Genomic DNA, 24,047 nt, shown 5'->3' with positions numbered 1-24,047 from the left:
AATTTACTGGTTTAATTCCAGGTGACTACAGCGTAATGTTTGTGGCTCCTGAAGGGTTTAGTGGTGTTAGTCCCTTCCAAGAAGGAAATGCCCCCGAAATTGATTCTGATGCGAACCCCAATAACGGTTTGATGTCCAATGTTATTACCCTCGAAGCAGGGGATAATAATGACACTATTGATGCGGGTTTCTTCAAAGTACCTGGCATTCTCATTGATAAATATACCAATGCTGCGGGTTCCCCTAACGCTTATGATGCTGATACCCCTACCGGCCCTGAAATTCCTGTAGGTGAGACAGCGATCTTTACCTATAAGGTGCGTAATACCGGAGAAACCCCATTAGTTGATGTGATGGTCACGGATGATAACGGGACTCCCGATGATCTCAGTGATGACTTTAACCCGACTTTCGTCGATGGGGATATTAATGGCAATCACATTCTCGACCCAGGAGAACAATGGATCTGGAATGCTACCCACATTGTAACTGAAGGTCAATATACCAATATTGGTAAAGTCAAAGCCACCGATCCTAACAGTGGACAAATGGTAATGGATGATGATCCTAGTAATCACATTGGCATCATTCTCCCTGGAACCATTGGTAACTTTGTTTGGAATGATGTTGATAAAGATGGGATTCAAGATGCTAATGAGTTAGGTATTGCTGGTGCAACAGTTAAGCTACTCACGGGAGCAGGAGTTTTATTAGCACAAAAAACCACCGATGTCAATGGACTTTATCAATTTACGAACCTAAATCCTGGCGACTATCGGGTGATGTTTGTCAACCCCGATGGGTTTGATGGAGTTAGTCCTTTCCTAGTTGGCAATAATTCAGGGATAGATTCTGATGCGAATCCTAATAATAACCTCACCTCCACTGTAATTACCCTAGCCAATGGAGAAACCAACAACACGATTGACGCTGGTTTCTTCCAAAATCCTGCGAGTTTAGGGGATTTTGTTTGGAATGATCTTAATGCTAATGGCATTCAAGATGCAGGAGAACTTGGAGTAGATGGGGTAAAAGTTACCTTAACGGGTGCGGGTGCAGATGGTCTGTTTGGTACAGGCGATGACATCATGGAGATGCAGAACACTGCTAACGGTGGTCAATATCTGTTTAATGGACTGACACCAGGGGATTATAAAGTCACCTTTAGTAACTTACCCGCAGGGTTTGTCTTTACTCAAGCTGATAAAGGGACAGATGATAAAGATTCTGATGCGAACCCCACTAATGGCATGACTCCAGTTGTCACCCTCAAATCAGGGGATAATAACCTCACCTTAGATGCGGGTATTTACAACCCAACTCCTGGCATTAAGATCATTAAGGATGCTAACCAAGAGTTTACAGCCCCCAATACACCTGTCACCTATACCTATTCAGTCTCTAATACAGGTGGCGTAGCACTGGCCAATGTCACCGTTACCGACGACAATGCTACCCCAAACTTTATAGTTGATGACTTCAACCCGACCCCAATACTCGCTAATGGCAAGAATATCGGAGATCTTGATGGTGATAATCTACTCGACACCAATGAAATCTGGAAATACACTGCTACGGTTATTCCTCCAGTGGAGATGGATGTTACCTACAATGGCGTAACCTATGATTCTGGGACTCTTAGCTATCAAACCCTCGCTAACGGTGATATTCGCGTCTTCTACCGTCAAAGCCAAGATGTTAATGATAACAACTACACTGATAGTGGTAATGCTCCGACTTGGAATCGTAGCCACAAATTCAACGATCTAGTTGGTAGTGACAAAGCTGGGTTTGAGGTGCGGGCCACAGATGGCACGGTACTGTTCAAATTCTACCAGGACTATATCAGTGCGTCGGGGAATGCAACTTCTACCTACTCAGGCTACCAGTCTCTTGGCATTAGTGGTGGTGATGGTAAATTAGAGAGTGGCGGAACCCTGAACGCTCAGGCGGCGACTTTACTGAAGGACTTCGATAGCACCCTGGAACTAAACCTCAACCGTGCGGGTTATACGACTCAAACGGTGAACTCTCCCATTGGTGACGCAAACTGGGATTACGTTAATGGCTACTACTTCACTATCTCGGCGGCTGCTTTCAATGGTGGTAAAACCTTCGGCGGCGTGACCATCTTTGACCAGCACAACTCCCCCTCAAAAGTGGGTACTAACTCCCTAGTTCCTGAGATGATAGGGAGTGTTGCAGTTAATACGGCTGTAGTCACAGGGGTTGGTAATGGTACCACCGTAACCGATCATGATGATGCCTCCGTTGTCATTGTGACTGGTCCTCTAGGTTCAATTGGCGATCGCGTTTGGTTCGATACCAATGCCAACGGTGTACAGGACTCTGGCGAAGCAGGTATTAGCGGCGTAAAAGTTACCCTAACAGGTGACTTCAACAATGATGGAATCGTTGACTACACGGCTACCACAACTACAGGTGCTAACGGTATCTATAACTTTGGTGGGTTGCCCTCTGCTAACTATAAAGTGACCGTAGATGCGGCAACTTTGCCAGCAAATTACATCCAAACCTATGATCTCGATGGTTTATCAACTCCAAACATGGCTGTTGGCAACCTAGCCTCTGGACAAAATCGCACAGACTTCGACTTCGGTTATGTTGGTTCAGCCCCTGGCTTCTCATTGGTCAAGACAGCTAACAAAACCTTTGCTGGAGCAGGTACACCTGTCACCTACACCTACGAAGTCACCAACACCGGAAGCAGCCCCCTGAGTAATGTTGTTATTAAGGACGACAACGCTACGCCTAATTACGCAGGGGATGATTTTAACCCGACTGCCCTGTTAGGTACTAATGGCAAAAACATCGGCGATCTCGATGGCGATAACTTGCTTGATACCAACGAAATTTGGAAATATACTGCCACGGTGATCCCACCTGTGCAGATGACGGTAACGATCGATGGCACGGTCTATGACTCAGGCATATTGACCTACACCACCCTGGCCAATGGAGATATTCGCGTTAACTATCTCCAAGATTTCAACTTCAATGACAACACTTACGGTACTGGCTCTGACTCTGGCTGGACAAGCCAAGGCAAAACCCACACCTTCAGTAACCTGACAGGTAGCGACAAGGCCGGCTTCGAGGTTAAGGATGGTAATGGCACTGTACTGTTCAAGTTCTACCAAGATTACATTACCTCGTCAAGTACCAACATTGACGGCTACACCTCTTACTCCGGCTACGAGTCCCTGGGCATCAGCGGAGGTGATGGCGGTCTAGAGAATGGCGGCACCCTCAACGCTAGTGCTGCAACCCTGCTGTACGACTTCGACAGTACCCTGGAAACCAACCTTAACCAAGCAGGGTACACGGGTTTAACTACCAACTCGCCAATTAACGATCCCAACTGGAACGACGTTAACGGCTATTCCTTCACCGTTAAAGCTTCGGCCTTCGGTACTGCTGGCTTTGGAGGTGTAAGTATCTTTGACCAGCACAACTCCCCTGCGAAGACAGGCGGCAGCAATAGCTATATTCCTGAAGTAGTAGGCGGCTCATCGACAAATACTGCTGTTGTTACGGCCCAATTAAACGGCAATACTGTGGTGGCGGTTGATGATGCTACAGTGGCGATTATTACGGGTCCGCTGGGTTCAATTGGCGATCGCGTTTGGTTCGATACTAATGCCAACGGTGTACAGGACTCTGGCGAAGCGGGTATTAGCGGCGTAAAAGTTACCCTAACAGGTGACTTCAACAATGATGGAATCGTTGACTACACGGCTACCACAACTACAGGTGCTAACGGTATCTATAACTTTGGTGGGTTGCCCTCTGCTAACTATAAAGTGACCGTAGATGCGGCAACTTTGCCAGCAAATTACATCCAAACCTATGATCTCGATGGTTTATCAACTCCAAACATGGCTGTTGGCAACCTAGCCTCTGGACAAAATCGCACAGACTTCGACTTCGGTTATGTTGGTTCAGCCCCTGGCTTCTCTTTAGTCAAGACAGCCAATAAGACTTCTGCGGCAATAGGCGAGAAAGTTACTTTTACCTACGAGGTTTACAATACCGGAAGCAGCCCCCTGAGTAATGTCGTTATTAAGGACGATAACGCTACACCGAATTACGCGGGGGATGATTTTAACCCGACTGCGGTGTTAGGTAGTAATGGCAAAAACATCGGCGATCTCGATGGCGATAACCAGCTTGATACCAACGAAATCTGGAAATATACTGCCACGGTGATCCCACCTGTGAAGATGGATGTCATTATCAACGGTACAGCCTATGACTCAGGCATATTGACCTACACCACTTTGGCTAACGGCGATATTCGTGTCAATTATCTCCAAGATTTCAACTTTAATGACAACACCTATGGTACTGGCTCTGACTCTGGCTGGACAAGCCAAGGCAAAACCCACACCTTCAGTAACCTAACAGGTAGCGACAAAGCGGGCTTTGAGGTTAAGGATGGCAACGGCACTGTGCTGTTTAAGTTCTACCAAGACTACATCACTTCATCGAGTACCAATATCGATGGTTACACCTCTTACTCCGGCTTCCAGTCCCTAGGTTTTAGCGGCGGTGATGGCGGTCTGATAAGCGGTGGCACTCTCAATGCCAGTGCAGGTACTCTGCTATACGACTTTGACAGTACCCTGGAAACCAACCTTAACCAAGCAGGTTACACTGGTTTAACTACCAACTCGCCGATTAATGATCCCAACTGGAACAACGTTAACGGCTACTCCTTCACGGTTAAAGCTTCGGCCTTCGGTACTGCTGGTTTTGGCGGTGTAAATATCTTCGATCAGCACAACTCCCCGGCGAAAACAGGCGGTAGTAACAGCTATATTCCTGAAGTGGTAGGCAGTTCATCCACTAATACCGCAGTCGTTACTGCTACATTAAACGGCAATACTGTTGTCGCGGTTGATGATGCTACAGTTATGATCGGACAGTCTGGTGGCCCTGACCCTGGTTCAGAATGTATTACTGGTCCTATTGGTGGCATTGATCTAGGGGACTTAACCAAATATTTGTTTTTCTTTGCTAATGGCAGTCAAGATGCCAACTGGCAAGGAGCGACTAAAGGCTTTGCAGGGGATGTGGTAGTTGATGGCATTCAAGCGACTGAGCGCACTTCTGGTGGTGTTCCTTATGCTGGCACTATCTATACTAACGCCAGTACATTGGGTGCTTGGCAGGGCATTGTCGATCAGAACCCTGGTCAGGCCAATGGAGTTACAGGTCAAACCACACTTGTTACAGACTTGGAAACAGATTTACTCAATGCCTTCACCCAAATTAATGCTCTCGCTGCTACCCCTGGCTATACAAGCGTTTCCTCCACTTCCCTCAATGGTCTTAACACCCAAGATGGCATCGCTAAAACCTATGTCATTAACATCACTTCGGGTCTTAATTTCTCTAGCCAAATCAACATCACTGGTGATGCGTCCGATACCTATGTCCTGCGTTGGGATACGGATGGCAACCCCAATAATGGCTATCAAGGTCAGGTTAAGCCTCAAAGTGGCGGTGCGATCAATCCTTTAGGCGGTCTGACGGCTGCTAATTTCATCAACGTCGCGGGGGATATTAACGCTTCTGGTGGTGGCAGTAATCCTAGTGGACTGCCCCAAGGGCCCATTGATGAATCGACGGGAACCCTGATTAATGGCGGTTCTAACTTTAGTGGCGGCGGCTTCTTTACAGGTTACTGGCTAACTACCGGAGATCCTACCAGTGGAGATACAGCCTCTCTGAGTAACGCTATCTTTACGGGCGGTTGGTACACCCTCAGCGATAAGTTCAGCATGACCTCTGGTACTAGCGGGGTTCATATCTGTCCTAATCCTGCGACTATGGACTCTACATACCCAGGTAATGTTAATAATGGGGGTACAGGGGTTACTGCCCCCACTGGGGACTTAGAGGATGCCTTTGGCAAGCCAACTTCCATGACCTTTACCTACATTGGTGGTAATGTCATCAATACAGGTGGCAAGAACAACAACCAAGATGGTAAGACTGCCATCGAAAGTGGCGCACCTGACAATGATTCGAGTGCTTACATTGTGGTTTCTGAAAGTAACAATGTGGCTGATATCAAGAGTGGTAGCAAGAAAGTTTACTTCGCAGGTAATGTGGACATTGGTCAATCCTTTACTGCTAGTCTTGGCTTCACTAATGAAGATAAGTTCGAGAATGACACTCGCTTCTTAGTCTTTGAGGATGAAGCAGCTTTCATTGCGGGTTCTAATCCCTTACAAGTCACCAAATACAAAACAGATGGCTCTGAGCCTATCACTCTTGGGGATAAAATTGCTGGCGTTGAACTTGTGGGATATCAAGGGCTGGCTGACGGCTACAATAACCACGCAATAGATCCCCTCACGGGTGAAATCGGTAAAGGCTTCTCAGTAGTTGGTCTGTTTGGGGATGCCGAGGAACTAACCTTCCGCTATGACTCAAACCTAGCGATTCGTACAGGAGGTAAGGATAAAGACCTTAACGGCTACGGTGATCAGGATGGTAATGCCAAGATTCTCAGCAATCGTACCCTCGATGATGATCTTCTGAGTGGTGGTTCTTCCTTCATCCGCGTTAGCGATAAGAGTAATGCTAATGACCTCGGTGGTAAAGAGTATTTTGAGGGAGTGGTCGGTCTTGGACAAGAATTTACAGCTAGTGTCTTTGCACCTAGCGCGAATACTAGCAAATTTGGCTCTAATACCTACATCCACTTCTTTGATGACTTAGGAGGAACTTACCTGGGTTCTGCTCAGTATAAGACAGATGGTTCTCAACCCATGCAACTTGAAGATGAACTTGCTGGTGCAACCCTCATTGGTTTCCAGGGTGTGGGTGGTTCTGCTTTTCTCTAACTAGAAACCTAAATTTTGCATAAATTTGATTAATTAGAGGAGATGTTATAGCTAACATCTCCTTTTTTTATCTATTTCTCAAGAACAAAGGGCGTATGCTATACGCCCCTACAAAAACGGAATTTATCTCACTGTCGGAGCGAAAGGAAGCTGCGCCCGCAATGTAACATAAACGAACTTACTTCATGTATTTTGATGGTCAAATTTGATAGTTTGATCAGATTTTGGGGAATTTTAGGGTCATAGGGTATGAGAGTGAAGCACTCATGATGGAAAGTAAACAAATACTTGTGAAGAATGTTTGATCTCATGCCACTCGCTAGTCCTCTATTCCCTATACTGATTTATGAGTTCTTTGATAAATTTAGAGAATCTTCCCATTCCAAACAGTGAGATGTCGGTTCCAGATCTATCCAACCATTCTTCGTGGCAAGCATTGCAAGCTGAATTGGTCTTTACTCAAGATCGATCAGGTCAATATTTATCATTTTATTGGGAGTTAGGAGAAGCCTTAGGCATTGACCCCTCAAATATTGTGGGCTTTTTTCCTGAACAAAGTCTGAAGCCCGCTTTACCCGATGCTTATTATGAGAGAATCAGACGAGTCTTAGAAAGACGTATCCCTGAACAATGTTATTGTCTCTTTGAATATAAAGGTCAAACCTTTCCCTTGGAATTGGTAATCAGTCCCATTTTGACCCAACAGGGACCAACTAACCGGGTGCTGGTGATGGGCCATCATTTACTAGACATTGATCACAGCTTAATCAATAATTCCGCCTTACCCACTCACCCAGATCCCTATCAAACCCTACTGACTAAAATTGCCCGAAAAATTCGCCGCACCTTGAATTTGGAAACTATCTGGCAAGAAACCGTCGATAACTTGGGAGATGCTCTACAAGTTAGTCGCTGTTTGATGATAGCGATCGCCCCCAACCAAGAATATTTAGAAGTCAAGGCCGAATATCGTCAACCAAGTTGTTCCTCTCAGTTAGGTTATCGCTTTGATCCCCTAACAGAACTTTGGTGGGAACGGGCTTTAACCCAACGCGAACCGATCATTATTGAAGAATTAACTGATAATTATCATCAAATTCAATCAGTATTAATTGTCTCTACCTTCTATCAAAATCAACGCAATGGGTTAATTTGTTTACAACAAGGCGATCGCAGTCGTTATTGGTATCCCGCAGAACTAGAACTGATCCAAGAATTAGCCGATCAAGTGGGAACGGCCATTGCTCACGCCACCCTTTATCAAGAACTCGAACAAGCCACTTTAGCCGCCGAAGAAGCTTCCCGCCTCAAAAGTGATTTTCTCGCCAGCACCACCCATGAATTAAGAACACCCCTCAATGGGATTATTGGCTTTCTCAAACTCAGTTTAGATGGCATGGCCGATGATGCAGAAGAAGAACAAGAATTTCTCGAAGAAGCCCATAAATCTGCCTTACACTTATTAAATCTTATTAACGATATTCTCGATATTGCTAAGATTGAAGCGGGTAAAATGGACTTAGAACTCGGCGCGATCGAATTAGCCGAATTATTTCAAGCCATTGATAACTTTACCCTGCCCCAAGCACAACGCAAAAATCTGAGTTTTCGCAGCAAACTGCCCCAGACTCTGACCCCGATCATAGTTTATGGGAATTATCAACGACTGTTACAAGTAATGCTCAATTTAGTCAGTAATGCCGTTAAATTTACCCATGAAGGCGGTATTGAAGTGAGCGCAGAAATCACGAAAAAGAAAATTGTTTTTCAGGAGCAAGAATTTCCTGGTTTAGTTAAAGTCAGTGTTGCTGATACAGGGATCGGGGTTTCCCTCGATAAACAGGCAAAACTCTTTGAAAAATTCGTTCAAGTCGATGGTTCCCATACCAAGGCCTATGGAGGAACAGGACTCGGCCTGGCTATTTCTCAGAAACTGGTAGAAGCTATGGGCGGACAGGTAGAATTTTATAGCATGGGAGAAGGACTCGGCTCAACTGTCACCTTTACTGTCCCCTTGGAACAAATGCCAGTGATGAAAACAATGACATCCCAGGATGAGTAGGAGTGACATACTCCCGACAGCAACCGCTTAGGCGTTATGCTGCGGGCTTCTCAACATCACGCTAATTCTCGACCAAATGATCCATATTTTTACAAAATTAAGAGTCAAGGAGATTTATCCTTGACTCTCAAAAATTAGATTAACAAGTGTTTGTTACTAAAGAGATAACCTTAAGCTTCCTTACGGGTACTCAAGTCACCCACCTTAGCAAACAAACCGAATTCCACTTGTTCTTCGAGATCAGGATCAATACCCGCAAACACATCACGGTAGAGAGTCCGAGAACCATGCCAGATGTGGCCAAAGAAGAACAATAAAGCAAATACCGCGTGTCCAAAGGTAAACCAACCTCTGGGACTGGTGCGGAATACCCCGTCAGAACCGAGGGTTTCACGGTCAAAGTTAAAGGGTTCCCCTAATTGCGCCTTACGAGCAAATTGCTTCACCTCAGCCGGATTAGAGAAGGTTTGACCCCCTAAAGCCCCACCGTAGAAGCTAACAGTGACACCACTTTGTTCAACACTCAGTTTAGACTCTGCCCGACGGAAGGGAATGTCAGCACGAACAATTCCTTGTTCGTCAGTCAGCACAATGGGGAAGGTTTCAAAGAAATTAGGCATCCGACGAACGGTTAATACCCGACCTTCAGGGTCTTTAAACACAGGATGTCCCAACCATTCTTGGGCAATACCATCCCCACTAACCATCGCACCAGTACGGAATAAACCGCCTTTTGCGGGACTATTCCCCACATAATCATAAAACGCGAGTTTTTCGGGAATTTTTGACCAAGCTTCTGATAAGCTATCGCCCGCCGCTAAGTTAGCTTCCACACGACGATCAATTTCTTGCTGGAAGTAGCTGCCATCCCATTGATAACGGGTCGGCCCAAACAATTCGATGGGAGTGGTGGCATTGCCATACCACATGGTTCCAGCCACCACAAAAGCAGCAAAGAACACAGCAGCAATACTACTAGACAGTACGGTTTCAATGTTACCCATTCTCAGGGCTTTGTAGAGCCGTTCTGGAGGTCTTACCGTTAAGTGGAATAGACCCGCAATAATGCCCACAATACCCGCAGCAATGTGGTGAGCGACAACTCCCCCAGGGTTGAAGGGGTTAAAACCGGCTGGCCCCCATTCTGGTGCCACTGGTTGTACATGGCCCGTTAAACCATAGGGGTCAGATACCCACATTCCAGGGCCCCAGAGTCCAGTTAAGTGAAAAGCTCCGAAACCAAAGCAGAGTAGTCCAGATAAGAACAAGTGAATGCCGAACATCTTCGGTAAGTCGAGGGCGGGTTCTCCTGTCCGGGGATCAACGAATAATTCTAAGTCCCAGAAAACCCAGTGCCAAACGGCTGCTAAGAACAGCAAACCAGATAACACGATATGGGCGGCAGCAACCCCTTCAAAAGACCAGAAACCAGGATTTAATCCTGTTTCTCCAGTGACACTCCAGCCACCCCAAGAACTTGTTACCCCTAAACGGGCCATGAAGGGAAGTACAAACATCCCTTGTCGCCACATGGGGTTGAGTACGGGGTCACTGGGATCAAAAATAGCCAGCTCATAAAGAGCCATAGAACCTGCCCAACCAGCTACTAAAGCGGTGTGCATCAGGTGAACGGAAATGAGTCGTCCTGGGTCATTTAGGACAACGGTGTGAACTCGATACCAAGGTAGTCCCATTGACTACGCTCCTCCTATTGACAATATGTCTACTTAGACGCTTTTTTCTTATGGTGTTGGCTTATGGGTGATCTTTGAGGGCGATCGCCTTTAATAGCCATCAAGGCCCTAAAGTCAGCTAACCTACATTATGCCAAGAAAGTGAAAATTATTTAAAGAATTGTGACTATTGTTAGACTTGATTGCAAGTAAACCCCTAATTTTATAGTTCTTCTGTTCTTATTTGATTGTCAGATGAATATTTTTAGCGAATAAATCTACTTAAGTATTTTTACTCCATGATCCTAGTCAACTTTCTCCCTCGGCACAAGCTATCATTGAGGCAGAAGAATCTCAAAATGGATTATTAGTTTCGGCGATTTCGGTTTGGGAAGTTGCAGTAAAATCAAGTATTGATAAATTAACATTACCTTTGCCAATTGAAAAATAGTATAGTATTAATAATGCAAAACTAGGCATTAGTTTAATCGTTGGGTAATTACTTAATGAAGGATTCTTAATAGATTTATCCATCGAAAATCTAGGTATTCTTATTAAAAATAATTATTTTTCCTTTTGTCTAAAGTTCATAAAGTTCATAAAGTTCATCAATTCAGTATTTGTACTTGACGTTTGTTTTTTTCAGTGTTAACTTTAGAGAAGTCAATAGGTAATTCTACATAAACATAAAAAACGGATCTATACCATAAGAGTGGTTACGAAGCCTGAAACCGTTTACTTTTAACTATATTATTTCTTGTTCCCTAATTTTACAATTAACGTTGATTTTGTCCGACTACTTAGTGGGACAGAATTTGTCATAAAAAATCCCCCAATTTAGGAGAATAAACGATTATGAACCCGATTAATTTTGCTTTAAGTGAGAATACAAATACAGACCCCACAGACATCAATCTAGAGTTAGGGAATCGCTTTTATTTCGTGAGTGGAACAGTAACTAATTTTAGTAACAACACGACTTATAGTCAAGTTGGACTTGACCCCTTTACTATCTCAATTGTTCCTCCCGATGTTAACCTAGTAGTCACAGATATTACGGCTCCTGCTACAGTAGCATCAGGTCAAACATTTTCTCTCTCTTGGACGGTTCAAAATCAAGGGACAACCTCAACAAATACTTATTATTGGTATGATCGCCTTGTCTATTCAACCGATGATATTTTTGGCAATGAAGATGATATTTTTCTCAACGAATTTCCTACTGATTACTACTTCAATAATCTGCCCTTAGATCCTAACGAAACCTATACCATAACCCAAGATATTACTGTTCCTAATTATATCGCTGGTCAGGGGTATTTGCTACTTAATACGGATCAATATAATGATCAATCAGAAAATGATGAAACTGATAATGTTAAGTCAGTTGCTATTAATGTTATCCCACCAGATGTTAACTTGGTAGTCACAGATATTACGGCTCCTGCTACAGTAGCATCAGGTCAAACATTTTCTCTCTCTTGGACGGTTCAAAATCAAGGTCAAGAGGCGACAAATTCTTATTATTGGTATGATCGCGTTGTCTATTCAACCGATGATATTTTTGGCAATGAAGATGATATTTTTCTCAACGAGTTTCCTACTGATTACTACTTCAATAATCTGCCCTTAGATCCTAACGAAACCTATACAAATAACTCAGAAATCACCATTCCTGGCAATATAGTAGGTGAGGGGTATTTACTGATTAAAACAGATTCCTATAACTCTCAAGTAGAAACTGACGAAACCGATAACATTAAATCTATTCCCATCACTATCACTCCTCCAGATGTTAATCTCGTTGTCACAGAAATAACCGCCCCAAGTTCAGTCGCTATTGGACAGTCATTTAATGTTTTTTGGACAGTTCAAAATCAAGGTCAAGAAGCGACAACTTCTAATTCTTGGGTTGATAGTCTTGTCTATTCAAAAGATGAGATTTTTGGCAATGAGGATGACATTTATCTAGGTGAATCTAACTATTATTATGGTTATAGTGGTAATGTAGAAGCCAACGCAACCTATTCAAATAACCGATTTATTACCCTTCCTACCGAAATAACAGAAAGTGGTTATTTACTGCTTAAGACAGATCCAAATAACAACCAACCAGAAACGAATGAAACCGATAATGTTAAATCTGTTGCTATCAATGTTACTTACCCACAAGACAATTTAGTAGTAACAGAAATTACAGTTCCCGAATCACCAAAATTTGGTCAAAAAATCTCCCTATCTTGGACAGTTCAAAATCAAGGAATAGAAACTACAACCTCTAGTTATTGGAATGATACTGTTGTCTATTCAACAGACGAGTTTTTTGGCAATGAGGATGACATTTATTTAGGGGGAAGTCTTAATTATTATTACTATCCATATAATTTTCCTTTCCCTGATTACTCTACTTATGTTCCTCCCGTAAATCCCAACGAAACCTATACCATTACCAGAAATATTACTCTTCCTACTCAAGCACCAGAAAATGGATATTTACTAGTTAAAACAGATTCGTATAACTCTCAACCAGAAACCGATGAAACCGATAATGTTAAAGCAGTTGCCATTACGCTTACCCAACCGAAAGATAATTTAGTGGTAACGGAAATTACCGCCCCTACTGTTGCATTACCTGGTCAAATAATTTCCCTAGCTTGGACAGTTCAAAATCAAGGAATAGATGCGATAACCGCTAGTAATTGGACTGATCACGTTGTCTATTCAACTGATGATATTTTTGGCAATGAGGATGACATTTATCTCACTGAAAGTCGGAATCGTAATTATATCTTTGGAAGTGGATCTTATAATGTGGGTCCTAATGATAATTATGTTCCTTCCCTAAATCCCAACGAAACCTATACGATTAACCGATCTTTTGTTGGTCTTCCTAGCGAAATAATAGGCAATGGTTATTTATTGGTTAAGACGGATGTAAATAACAATCAAGTAGAAACTGATGAAACAGATAATGTTAAAGCGGTTCCTATTACTATCACAAAACCCAACTTAGTTGTTACGGATATAACTGCTCCAACTTCGGTAAAAAATGGAGAGACTGTCGCTGTATCTTGGACAGTTCAAAATCAAGGAGGTATAGCAACAAATTCTTCTTGGTTCAGTACCTCTTGGACTGATAGCATCGTCTATTCAACAGATGATATTTTCGGCAATGAGGATGATGTTAATCTACCCATAGATTTTTTGCCTGGGTTGTATTCCTCCCTTGCTCCCAATGAAAGTTATACCACCAACCTAAATATTACTATTCCCAATGATATCGCGGGTCAGGGATATTTATTAGTTACAACAGATGTAGGGAACTCTCTAGGAGAAACTGATAAAACAGATAATGTTAAAGCTATTGCTATTAATGTTACTCAACCCCATGCACCTACTGATATTCAAATCAGTAACATTTCTATCTCAGAAAATGCCCTCAATAATTCCTTAGTTGGACGTTTCAAAGCTGTAGATAAAAATACAAATGATACTCACACCTATCAACTTTTAAATCCAGAAAGTATTCCTTTTACAGTTGTTGATAATGAACTTCGTGTCTCTGGAAAACTCGATTATGAAACTAAAACCAACTATCAATTGCAAGTTCGTACTACAGATCAAGACGGACTATCTTTTGATAAAACCTTGACAGTTAATATTCAAGATGACCGAGATTTTGATATTACGGGAACTTCTGGGGATGATATTATTGTCGGAGGTATAGGAGGCGATTTAATGCAAGGAAATGGAGGAAAAGATATATTTCAATATAACAATTACAAAGAAAATGGAGATACAATTATTGATTTTAATCCAATCAATGATGACCGTTTTGACCTCAAAAATCTCTATACAAATCCTCGGATTAATTTAGGAACTAATCCTTTTAATAGTTACATTAAAGTGACACAATTAGGAGCGAATACTCGCATTGATTTTGCGCCCTTTGCTAATTTAGCCCCTAATTATTTCCTTCCCCTAGCTACTGTAGAAAACGTTAACGCTAGTCAAATCGATAGTAGTGACTTTATCTTTATCTAGCTATATTGATATCTTTTGCCTTGAATAATTATCTTCTATCACTCAGAGAAAAACCATCATGAAACCGTCTGTAACTCATTTAATACGTCTCAACAAACAAAGATTATTCCTGTTTGCTTTACCTAGTTTTTTCTTACTGCTGTCTCAGACTGCACAAGCTACCGTTTTAGGATTTGAAAGCAACGATTTTACCGACTGGTTAACATCAGGTAACACCAGCATTAAAGATAGTAGCTATGGTAGTATTCCCACCGAAGGAATCTATCACGCTTTATTAGAAACTGGCGCAGGCAGCACAGATGTTTTTAGTCCTTTTCTAGACTCTTTAGAAGGTCAAAATGTAGTCAATGGTTTTCTCTTTTCGGGAGATTCAATCAGTGCCTATGGTACATCCCAAGGATTATTCTATACTCAAGGTTCAGCCATTAAGAAACAAACTCAAATTGAGGTTACTTCTGGCAAAATTATTACCTTGAGTTTTGATTACAACTTTTTAACAAATGAAAACCCGACAACAGGCAATAATGATCTGGCTTTTTTTAGTCTCAATGAGCAATTAATTCCCATTACTTCTGTTAAAACGGCAAACCTCATTTCTTCTACTCTAACACCGTTTAATTCGTCAACTGGCTATCAATTAAATCAGGTTTATACGATTACAAAACCAGGAACTTATACTCTGGGATTTGGGGTTTTAGATGAAAGGGATTTTGCCACTCCATCAGGACTATTAGTGGATAATATTCGCATTGAAAGTGCTGACGCTGAAATTATAGCGAGTATTCCTGAACCTTCTTCTTTGCTAGGATTGGGGCTTTTTGGACTTTTGTTGTCAGGTTTAACTAGAAGGTAATATTAATAAAATTAGGCGAAACGATACTGCTCGGTTAAGTCCAAAAACTTGCATTTTAAGTTTCTTTTTTGAAGATTTTGGAGGAGTTTCTCAGTTTATCTAAGACTTGTTCGGCATTAATTAAGCGTTTGAGTACCACTTGTCCAATAGCAGAATTTTCTATTTCTGGGTCAAGGGGTTTAATTTCTACCATCAAGACTGCTTCTTCAATTTCGTATAACCAAAAGATGTCTTCTTCTTCGGGAATTCCTATATCTATTCTTTGAATATAGGGAGGTCGTCTCCAGGAATTTGTATCCCATAAGTGTCCTAATTCCCAAACTCGACCCACTGTCCAACCTTCTGCTAAAAAAAAGTATTTCATTGTGATTGAATAACTATCTTATACTTTTAAATTTTACCTGTATTTTGAAATTTTTTACTCATCAAAAAACTCAAAATTCCTAAAAATATTAACCCCATAACACCAGCAATCGGATTATTATCAATTCCCGTAATTATCGGAGAAACTTTACCAGTATAATTAAACAATTTACCCACATTTAAGATATAATATCCCCAGACCAAACCCCCATGTAAGCCAATACAAATCCCCAAGCGATTGCCCTGTCCCCATTTAGCTAGAACTAAAGTAAATCCCAATAATACTAAAGCAGGAAATTGGGGAAAGGTTCTGATGATTTCTTCTAGAGGTTTTAAAAAGTGTAGAGTAGCAAAAATAATAGCATTAGAAAAAACAACAATTTTTAGAGAATAATCTCGTTTTAATTCTTCTAATAACCAACCTCTAAAAAATAATTCTTCTGCTAAACCAATTGCTAATGCACTCAATAATCCTTCAAAAACTATCCGAATTAAACTGGCTGAAGGTTGCACAAAATTTACCCAGCCCAAAATAGCTTCTAAACCAAACAAACTAAAGGTAAATAATAAGCCAATACTCAAGCCATTTAATAACTCAATGCCATTTTTCCGAGTGAAAACTAATCCATAAACTTGCCACCAATTTGATATATTATAAACTGTTTTATTCCAAATAAATAATAAGCCAACAAATTCAAGATACAAAACCCCCATAGTCACAATAGTAGTTAAATTAGGGTCATCTTTGAGTAATAAATACAAAGGAATGGCTAAGGGAAGCCAGAGCAATAATAGACAAAAGATAAAAATTCCCAGCCTCAAAGGTGCTGGGTAATTCTCAATCGTAGTAAAATTAACTTTCAAGGGTTCAAACTTTAAGTAATAGTTGATTAACTATATCAAGATTATTCATCCGGTTCAAGACTACTGGTTAACCCATGATTTTTCAGAGTTTCACAATAAAATTCTGCGGGTTCTAACGCACAAGTAATAACCAAAGCAGTGCCATTGGTATGCGCTTCCATCATGATATCAACCGCTTGAGGCTGAGTCATTCCACCAACAGTTTGCATCAAGGTTTGCACCACATGCTCCATGGAGTTAAAGTCATCATTATGGAGTAATACTCGATATCTAGGGGCTGGTTTACGAATAGTTTCATTAGAAGCGGAACGCTTTTCAATTACTTCAGTGGTCACAAATTTCCTCCTTTCGTTAAAGCACTTTCGCAAAGTTTCCCAAGGAAGGGAACCTATACATCATCTATCATGATATCAAAGTTTAAAAAATTACCTTAAAGTGATATTCTGCTAACCTGAGTGCGACGTAAAACAAGGAAGTCAAAATGTGGAAAAACCTTAATAATTCAGCCCTTCTGCGCTTTCTGTTGCTGTTTAGCTGTGGTTGAGCCACTGTGGTCTTAATTAATTACTTTTTCAGCACGATTGCTCTGTTTACCGCCGCCGGAATCTTTGCTGCTCTGCTAAACTATCCGGTAGTCTGGCTATCCCGTTATTTGCCCAGAGGACTGGCGATCGCCATCACTTTTACCGGAGCTATAGCCTTACTAATTGGGGGCATTACCCTGCTAGGATTAGAAGTATTAAACCAGGGACAGGGTTTGCTAACGGAGCTTAAAGGCACATTAAATCAACAAAATTTGCTCCCCTTTCAGGATTTCCTTAACCAACTTGATATGCAAAAAGTTATTGAAACCCTCCAAACGGGTTTGGCTTCTGGTTTAAGCATAGTACAAGGAATCTTTTCCGGTGTCTTCACTGGAGTTTTTGGGGCAGTTATCAGCGTTTATATGTTGATTGACGGTGATAAACTGTGGCGGTTATTTCTGATGCTTGTACCAGCACCATCCCGCGATCGCTTTGCTCAAACATTTCAGCAAAGTTTTCTCGGATTTTTGCGGGGACAACTAATTTTGATGATGTTTTTATCGATCGCTAGTTTTATTGTTTTTTCGTTTTTGGGAGTTCAATATTCTCTGCTTCTAGCTATCATTATCGGTGTATTAGATGCTATTCCAGGGGTTGGGGCTACTTTGGGGGTTCTGGTGGTAACAGTGTTAGTTTTCGCATCTCAAGGGGGCGAGATCGCCATTAAAGTAGTTATTAGCTCTATTTTACTGCAACAAATTCAGGATAATATTGTACATCCAAAAGTTATGGGCAATGCACTAGAATTAAATCCGGTGCTTCTGTTTTTGGCTTTATTTATTGGGGAACGAGTAGCAGGGTTATTGGGCGTTTTTCTGGCTATTCCTCTTGCTGGCATGATTGCTGCTTGGATGCGGTCAGTTAAAGCGGAATCAGAGACAGTTCTCGAAGAAGTTCTGCCAGAAAGTGATTGAAGGAGGCAGGGGGCAGGAGGCCGATTAGAGTGTGGTCTGCTTCGCAGTGCCTTCGGCAACGCAGATCTTGTAGGTTGGGTTGAGGAACGAAACCCAACAAATAACCCATTCTGTGACTATTACATTATTAGGTGTTGGGTTTTACTTTATTTGACCCGACCTACGTTTTATTCTTCGCTAATATTAGCATCAAATATGAGCCTTCCAATTCAAATTGTTACTTTACCAATAAATCCTGAATTTTATTTTGATTATCTTTATAAGAAACTAATAAGATATGACCCATTGATGAAGCTCCTATTATAATATAACGATTTTCGGTTTCAGAGTGATCGGGATCATAAAATGTTTTCTTAACAAGGTTCGTGAATTGATTTACATGACCAAAAATAACCAGGCCCCACCGTTAAAATCTGCTCCGTTGGCATAAACAACTCCCAATAAGCAAGCCCAGAATCATCCTCTAAATCTGGTTCTAAAATCAGTTGATAATGATCTTCAAAACTCAACGTTAAACGAATTGTTTCTGCATCAACTGTTAGATCAAGTAACTTTTTATGCTCTAATTGTTTAACTATTACCTTAGCATTTTCCGTCTCTTGATCCATATCCGATTCAGATGTAACCACTAAAACGCGATCGCCATGCTTCACCGTCCAAGGGGTAGCCCTTGCCCCAAATCGCCAACTACCCTTTAGTAAATGTGCTAATTTAGGATGGTCATAGGGAGTCATTTCACCAAAATCTAATTCTAATTCATCACCATAACTGAAGGAAACTTGATGACAAATTTCACCTATTATCGGTTGGGTAATAGTGGGAATAATTTTTTCAAGACTTGGCTTAATAATCGATTTTTCAGATACCAAAGAAGTCGTTGCCATATTTTTAACTCCCTTAAAAACTTTCTAAAAATTCTTCAGCTTTCTGTTTCAGTTCATCCCAAGTAAAATCCCCTTTAGCATTTAATGTTCCAACATCACCATTGGCTTTTTCCTTCTCAATAAACTTTCCAAATAGCTTTCTCACTGATGCTGACATATCAAATTCTCTAGCGATCGCATTAACCTGTTGAAGATCACGTTTTTTACCCATTAATAAAGAGAACGGATAATTACCAAAAGTTTAGCATAAAACAGTGATTTTCTCTCCTGTAACCCACCCAGTAAAATATTGTAGCTTAATATACATTTTTACTAAAAGTACGGGAGGGTCTATAGTTGGGACTTCTGGCGACATTTTTCTAAAATGTGAACATTTTCATGGTATTTTTGGGTGGGGACTTTTCCCGAAAATTTTGTTAAAGCAGAAAAAACTTACCAATGAAGCCAACGAGAATTTTTGTTCCTGCCATTCTTGGTCTATTAAGCCTGACGATAGCAAATGGGGTTCGTGCGGAAATCATCATTAACCCCGCCGACAACGGCAATTTTAGCGTCACGGGTATGATCCCTGGTAATGGTTGCACTGTCCTTTTTAACCCTAGAGGAGCGGTTATCCAACAGGGTAGTTCCTGTAGCCAAAAAGAAATCAGAAAAGCCCAAGATGCGATGGATTCCTATTTGCGCGAACAAAATGCGTCCGATGGTGACGAATACAATGGTCGGGGTGGGAATTATGCTGATAGTGCGATCGCTGATCTTGTAGGTTGGGTTGAGGAACGAAACCCAACGAATAACCCATTCTGTATATATTATATTATATGGAGATGATCTGGTAAGATAACAATCCCGTCAATTTTAAATTGAGAAAAATTAATAACTTTGGGGTTGAAAGTTTTCAGGAATATCGAGTTCAAATACTTGATCGTGAATACGAGCAACATAAAATCCTTCTTGCAGGGTTTTTTCGCGTAATTCGGGGGACATATCAACAGCCGCTAAAATGGCATAGAGTTGTTTATCTTTGTGTTCAGAGAAAAAGGTACGAAAACGTTGCAAAATACTTTTTAATTGAATAATAGAATCTTCTCTCGCATGACTTTTAACCTCGACAATATAGGCAGTATTCAGATTACCATTGGTATATGCAAGGACATCAATTGACCTGTGTTGCCCTTCTTTACTGGCGCGTACACTGGGACTAATGATTTCCATGCCAAATCGTTGTCTTAAAATCTTTTCCATTGAGGGGAGGGCAAGACCTTCCGTAAAGCTACCAAATTTTGCACCGAGTCCCCCAATTTGTTTACCCAATTCTTTGATTTGGCGGTCAGTCTTCTTCTGTTGTTGACTAACTTCCTTCAGTTGTAGGTCAGTTTCCTTGAGTTGTTGAGCATTTTCCTTCTGTTGTTGACTAACTTCCTTCAGTTGTAAATCAGTTTCTTTTTGAGCAGTGGTTAATTCAGCGAGGAGTTGCCATACGTCGTCTGCGGTGGTTGCCATAGATTATTTATTGCATTCTTCGGTTTTCTCTATTTTATACGAAAATGCGATAGCCCTTTAATAATAAATCGAGAAAAATTAATAGCTTTGGGGTTGAAAGTTTTCAGGAATATCTAGTTCAAATACTTGATCATGAATACGAGCAACATAAAATCCTTCTTGGAGGGTTTTTTCTCGTAATTCGGGAGACATATCAATAGCCGCTAAAATGCCATAGAGTTGTTTATCTTTATGTTCAGAGAAAAAAGTACGAAAACGTTGCAAAATACTTTTTAATTGAGTAATAGAATCTTCTCTCGCATGACTTTTAACCTCGACAATATAGGCAGTATTTAGATTACCATTGGTATAGGCAAGGACATCAATTTCCAGGTGTTGCCCTTCTTTACTGGCGCGTACACTGGGACTAATGATTTCCATGCCAAAGCGTTGTCTTAGAATCTTTTCCATTGAGGGGAGGGCGAGTCCTTCCGTAAAACTACCAAATTTTGCACCGAGTCCCCCAATTTGTTTGCCTAATTCTTTGATTTGGCGGTCAGTCTTCTTCTGTTGTTGACTAACTTCCTTGAGTTGTAGATCAGTCTCTTTTTGAGCAGCCGTTAATTCAGCGAGGAGTTGCCACACATCATCTGCGGTGGTTGCCATAGATTATTTACCTTCATCATCTTTAGTTTTCTCTATCCGTAGCGGCAATACCTAGACATGATGTCTAGGTATGTCTAGTATTCTACGGGCTTTTGTCTTCTAGAAAAAGCTCCAAGATTTATAGACCATCATCCGCCAGAGGATTGCGCTTTTTAATCACGGAAATGGCCTGACTGACACTTTCCGGGAAGATGACAACTAAACCCCCTTTCTCGACCTTATCTAAGCCAAATTCGAGGGCTTCGCTTTCCTCTAAAATAGCTTCGTACTGGGCTTGAGGGTTTTCTTGAACAATACCTTTGATAATGAGATCGGCAACCTCTCCGCGATCGCGTCCTCGTTTATCCTCATCTTCCTTGATAATAATTCGATCAAACACCTGGGCCGCAATTTTGCCCAAGAGGATCAAATCTTCATCACGGCGATCGCCAGGGCCTCCAACTACTCCTAAGCGTTGGCCCTTCCAATTTTTCACAAACTCGCCTACTGCTTGATAACCCGCCGGATTATGGGCATAATCAACTAAGGCGTGATAATCTCCCAAATTAAAGAGATTCATCCGGCCTGGGGTCTGATTAGCCGAAGCTTTAAAGGTTCTTACCCCTTGACGAATGGCTTCAATATCAACTCCTTGAGAAAAGGCAGCCAAACAAGCAGCTAAAGCGTTAGCGATCATAAAGGGGGCCATTCCTCCCATAGTCACAGGAAGATTGGTTGCTTGCTCAATTCTTAGAGTCCATTGACCCTCTAAGATAGAAAGATAGCCATTTTCATAAACAGCAGCTAACCCTCCCCGTCGGAGATGATTTTCGATGATCTCATTGTCAGGGTTCATGGAGAAGTAGGCGACTTTCCCCTTAACTTGTGGGGCCATGGCCGCGACTAGAGGATCATCAGCGTTGAGGATCGCATGACCATCAGCACTCACCACTTCAGCGATCACACCTTTCACTTTAGCCATTTGTTGAATGTTGTTAATATCCCCTAAACCTAAGTGATCCTCAGCCACATTCAACACGATCCCTACATCACAGGAATCAAAGGCCAACCCTGATCGCAGGATACCGCCTCTGGCACTTTCTAAGATAGCCACTTCTACCGTGGGATCTCTCAGGATAACATTGGCACTAAAAGGCCCGGTATTATCTCCTTTTTCCACCAAATATTCCCCGATATAAATGCCGTCGGTGGTGGTATACCCCACAACTTTTCCAGTTTGGCGATAGATATGGGCAGTTAAACGGGTGGTGGTAGTTTTGCCGTTAGTTCCAGTAATAGCCACAATGGGGATACGACTAGGGGTATCGGGAGGAAAGAGCATTTCCATAACGGGGGCCGCCACGTTGCGAGACAACCCTTGACTGGGGGAGACGTGCATCCGAAAACCTGGGGCCGCATTGACTTCCACAATTACCCCATTGACTTCTCTGAGAGGTTTGGTAATGTCAGGTGTCACCACATCAATGCCCATGATATCTAAGCCGATGATTTTGGATACCCGTTCAGCGATCCAGTGGTTTTCGGGGTGAATATCGTCGGTGCGATCAATAGCAATGCCGCCTGTACTGAGGTTAGCAGTGGCTCTGAGGTAGGCAATTTCCCCTTTATCTAAAATCGTTTCGAGACGATAGCCCTGGCGTTCTAGTACCCCTAAAGAGGTTTTATCGACGGTAATCTTAGTTAAGACGTTATCATGGCCTTCGCCACGATTAGGATCTTGATTGGTTATTTCGATCAGTTCGGCAACCGTATGTTTATCATCCCCGATCACATGGGCGGGAATTCGTTCAGCGACGGCGACTAATTTGCCATTTATCACTAAAATCCGGTGATCGCTGCCGACATAGTAACGCTCAACAATAATACTACGGGTTTTTGATTCTTTGGTGGCGAGATCGTAGGCTTCGGCGGCTTCGGCCCAACTGTCAATATTGATGGTGATGCCCCGGCCGTGGTTGCCATCGAGGGGTTTAATGACGATGGGATAACCCCCCACATCAGCGATCGCGCTTTCTAATTCTTCAAAAAATTGGATTGTCGTCCCTTGGGGAACGGGAACACCAGCATCTTTGAGAATGGTTTTGGTGCCTTCCTTATCACAGGCTAATTCCACGGCCAAAATGCCGGAATAGTCACTTAAGGTAGCTTGAATGCGTTTTTGATGAACCCCATAGCCTAATTGGACCATAGCCCGCGCACTGAGGAGCATCCAGGGGATTTTTCTGGCTTCTGCTTCGGTGACGAGGGTTTCCGTACTGGGGCCAAGGGAAGCATTAGCTTGAAGATCTCGTAAATCGCTTAGATCCTGTTCTAGTTCTTCTAGATCATATACTCCGGTTTCGGCGATGGACTGACATAAACGAACGGCGGCCCGTCCGGCATAGCGGCCAGCTTGTTCGTCTATATATTCGTAGACGACGTTATAAACACCAGGATCACTGGTTTCTCTGGTACGACCAAAACCGACGGGCATTCGGGTTAATTCTTGCAATTCTAGGGCGACGTGTTCAATGATATGCCCCATATAAGTGCCTTGTTTGACCCGTTCAAGAAAGCCGCCACGATGGCCGGGGGAACAAAAATGCTCAATTAAGCTGGGCAGTACCCTAACTAAACCTTCGTAAAAACCGGGGATCTCGTTCGAGGGCTTCTCTGCTAGATCCTCCAAGTCAAGGCGCATCACAATCAGGTTTTGTCGCCTAATACTCCAGTAGTTGGGGCCGCGTAGGGTGAGAGTTTTTAGAATTTTCATGTTTGCCGTTTCGCCGTTTCTTAGATCCGCA

15 protein-coding genes are annotated in these 24,047 nt (G+C 42.1%); 6 read left to right on the top strand and 9 right to left on the bottom strand.

Annotated elements, in window-relative coordinates; genetic code table 11:
- Window positions 1-14 precede the first annotated feature (14 nt).
- Together VB691_RS08355 and VB691_RS08350 are read left to right on the top strand one after the other, a co-directional pair.
- On the top strand, window positions 15-6,878 hold the full coding sequence (locus VB691_RS08355) for an SdrD B-like domain-containing protein (protein ID WP_323291029.1): 6,864 nt from the start codon (window positions 15-17) through the stop codon (window positions 6,876-6,878).
- Between the two features lie 346 nt (window positions 6,879-7,224).
- Window positions 7,225-8,940, top strand: coding sequence for an ATP-binding protein (locus tag VB691_RS08350; RefSeq protein WP_323291012.1), 1,716 nt, complete (start codon window positions 7,225-7,227; stop codon window positions 8,938-8,940).
- A gap of 170 nt (window positions 8,941-9,110) precedes the next feature.
- Here the strand turns inward: VB691_RS08350 and psbB are convergent, their stop codons facing one another.
- A complete protein-coding gene (gene psbB / locus VB691_RS08345) occupies window positions 9,111-10,634 on the bottom strand; it encodes a photosystem II chlorophyll-binding protein CP47 (RefSeq protein ID WP_323291011.1) in 1,524 nt (507 codons plus the stop codon).
- A gap of 834 nt (window positions 10,635-11,468) precedes the next feature.
- Between psbB and VB691_RS08340 the strand changes: the two genes are divergently transcribed.
- Window positions 11,469-14,657, top strand: a complete 3,189-nt coding sequence (locus VB691_RS08340) for a CARDB domain-containing protein (protein WP_323291010.1) — start codon at window positions 11,469-11,471, stop codon at window positions 14,655-14,657.
- 58 nt (window positions 14,658-14,715) lie between these two features.
- Entirely contained in the window at window positions 14,716-15,510 is a 795-nt protein-coding gene (locus VB691_RS08335; protein ID WP_323291009.1) for a PEP-CTERM sorting domain-containing protein, read from the top strand.
- Window positions 15,511-15,565: 55 nt separating this feature from the next.
- On the opposite strand, the gene VB691_RS08330 is transcribed toward VB691_RS08335, so the two are convergent.
- Genes VB691_RS08330 through clpS form a run of 3 tightly spaced genes read right to left on the bottom strand, consistent with a single transcriptional unit; the run spans window position 15,566 to window position 17,072 of the window.
- On the bottom strand, window positions 15,566-15,874 hold the full coding sequence (locus VB691_RS08330) for a hypothetical protein (protein WP_323291008.1): 309 nt from the start codon (window positions 15,872-15,874) through the stop codon (window positions 15,566-15,568).
- 26 nt (window positions 15,875-15,900) lie between these two features.
- A complete protein-coding gene (locus tag VB691_RS08325; protein WP_323291007.1) occupies window positions 15,901-16,737 on the bottom strand; it encodes a CPBP family intramembrane glutamic endopeptidase in 837 nt (278 codons plus the stop codon).
- Window positions 16,738-16,778: 41 nt separating this feature from the next.
- On the bottom strand, window positions 16,779-17,072 hold the full coding sequence (gene clpS / locus VB691_RS08320) for an ATP-dependent Clp protease adapter ClpS (protein ID WP_323291006.1): 294 nt from the start codon (window positions 17,070-17,072) through the stop codon (window positions 16,779-16,781).
- A 215-nt stretch (window positions 17,073-17,287) separates the two neighbouring features.
- On the opposite strand from clpS, the gene VB691_RS08315 reads away from it, so the two are divergent.
- Window positions 17,288-18,235 carry an AI-2E family transporter gene (locus VB691_RS08315; RefSeq protein WP_323291005.1) on the top strand — a complete coding sequence of 316 codons (948 nt, stop codon included), beginning with the start codon at window positions 17,288-17,290 and terminating at the stop codon, window positions 18,233-18,235.
- Window positions 18,236-18,588: 353 nt separating this feature from the next.
- Here the strand turns inward: VB691_RS08315 and VB691_RS08310 are convergent, their stop codons facing one another.
- On the bottom strand, window positions 18,589-19,119 hold the full coding sequence (locus VB691_RS08310; protein ID WP_323291004.1) for a hypothetical protein: 531 nt from the start codon (window positions 19,117-19,119) through the stop codon (window positions 18,589-18,591).
- Between the two features lie 13 nt (window positions 19,120-19,132).
- Window positions 19,133-19,330 carry a hypothetical protein gene (locus VB691_RS08305; protein WP_323291003.1) on the bottom strand — a complete coding sequence of 66 codons (198 nt, stop codon included), beginning with the start codon at window positions 19,328-19,330 and terminating at the stop codon, window positions 19,133-19,135.
- Window positions 19,331-19,557: 227 nt separating this feature from the next.
- Here VB691_RS08305 and VB691_RS08300 point away from each other — a divergent pair, with 227 nt between their 5' ends.
- Window positions 19,558-19,947 (top strand): hypothetical protein, encoded by a 390-nt coding sequence (locus VB691_RS08300; protein ID WP_323291002.1) that lies wholly within the window; start codon window positions 19,558-19,560, stop codon window positions 19,945-19,947.
- Between the two features lie 42 nt (window positions 19,948-19,989).
- On the opposite strand, the gene VB691_RS08295 is transcribed toward VB691_RS08300, so the two are convergent.
- The 3 genes from VB691_RS08295 to cphA all read right to left on the bottom strand — a co-directional run bounded on the left by VB691_RS08295 (window position 19,990) and on the right by cphA (window position 24,016).
- Window positions 19,990-20,619: a DUF3782 domain-containing protein gene (locus VB691_RS08295; RefSeq protein ID WP_323291001.1), complete on the bottom strand. Its 630-nt coding sequence runs from the start codon at window positions 20,617-20,619 to the stop codon at window positions 19,990-19,992.
- 78 nt (window positions 20,620-20,697) lie between these two features.
- Window positions 20,698-21,264, bottom strand: coding sequence for a DUF3782 domain-containing protein (locus VB691_RS08290; RefSeq protein WP_323291000.1), 567 nt, complete (start codon window positions 21,262-21,264; stop codon window positions 20,698-20,700).
- Window positions 21,265-21,382: 118 nt separating this feature from the next.
- Window positions 21,383-24,016, bottom strand: a complete 2,634-nt coding sequence (gene cphA, locus VB691_RS08285) for a cyanophycin synthetase (protein ID WP_323290999.1) — start codon at window positions 24,014-24,016, stop codon at window positions 21,383-21,385.
- Window positions 24,017-24,047 lie beyond the last annotated feature (31 nt).

The sequence above is a fragment of the Crocosphaera sp. XPORK-15E genome, from assembly GCF_034931425.1.
Classification (GTDB): Bacteria; Cyanobacteriota; Cyanobacteriia; order Cyanobacteriales; family Microcystaceae; genus UHCC-0190.
The sequence above is the reverse complement of the archived record's forward strand: the minus strand, read 5'-3'. Positions and strand labels throughout refer to the sequence as shown.

What these genes read in the sequence shown, in the direction of transcription:
- VB691_RS08350 (WP_323291012.1), top strand. Translation starts at nt 7,225, where the DNA reads ATGAGTTCTTTGATAAATTTAGAGAATCTTCCCATTCCAAACAGTGAG.
- psbB (WP_323291011.1), bottom strand. Translation starts at nt 10,634, where the DNA reads ATGGGACTACCTTGGTATCGAGTTCACACCGTTGTCCTAAATGACCCA.
- VB691_RS08340 (WP_323291010.1), top strand. Translation starts at nt 11,469, where the DNA reads ATGAACCCGATTAATTTTGCTTTAAGTGAGAATACAAATACAGACCCC.
- VB691_RS08335 (WP_323291009.1), top strand. Translation starts at nt 14,716, where the DNA reads ATGAAACCGTCTGTAACTCATTTAATACGTCTCAACAAACAAAGATTA.
- VB691_RS08330 (WP_323291008.1), bottom strand. Translation starts at nt 15,874, where the DNA reads ATGAAATACTTTTTTTTAGCAGAAGGTTGGACAGTGGGTCGAGTTTGG.
- VB691_RS08310 (WP_323291004.1), bottom strand. Translation starts at nt 19,119, where the DNA reads ATGGCAACGACTTCTTTGGTATCTGAAAAATCGATTATTAAGCCAAGT.
- VB691_RS08305 (WP_323291003.1), bottom strand. Translation starts at nt 19,330, where the DNA reads ATGGGTAAAAAACGTGATCTTCAACAGGTTAATGCGATCGCTAGAGAA.
- VB691_RS08300 (WP_323291002.1), top strand. Translation starts at nt 19,558, where the DNA reads ATGAAGCCAACGAGAATTTTTGTTCCTGCCATTCTTGGTCTATTAAGC.
- VB691_RS08295 (WP_323291001.1), bottom strand. Translation starts at nt 20,619, where the DNA reads ATGGCAACCACCGCAGACGACGTATGGCAACTCCTCGCTGAATTAACC.
- VB691_RS08290 (WP_323291000.1), bottom strand. Translation starts at nt 21,264, where the DNA reads ATGGCAACCACCGCAGATGATGTGTGGCAACTCCTCGCTGAATTAACG.
- cphA (WP_323290999.1), bottom strand. Translation starts at nt 24,016, where the DNA reads ATGAAAATTCTAAAAACTCTCACCCTACGCGGCCCCAACTACTGGAGT.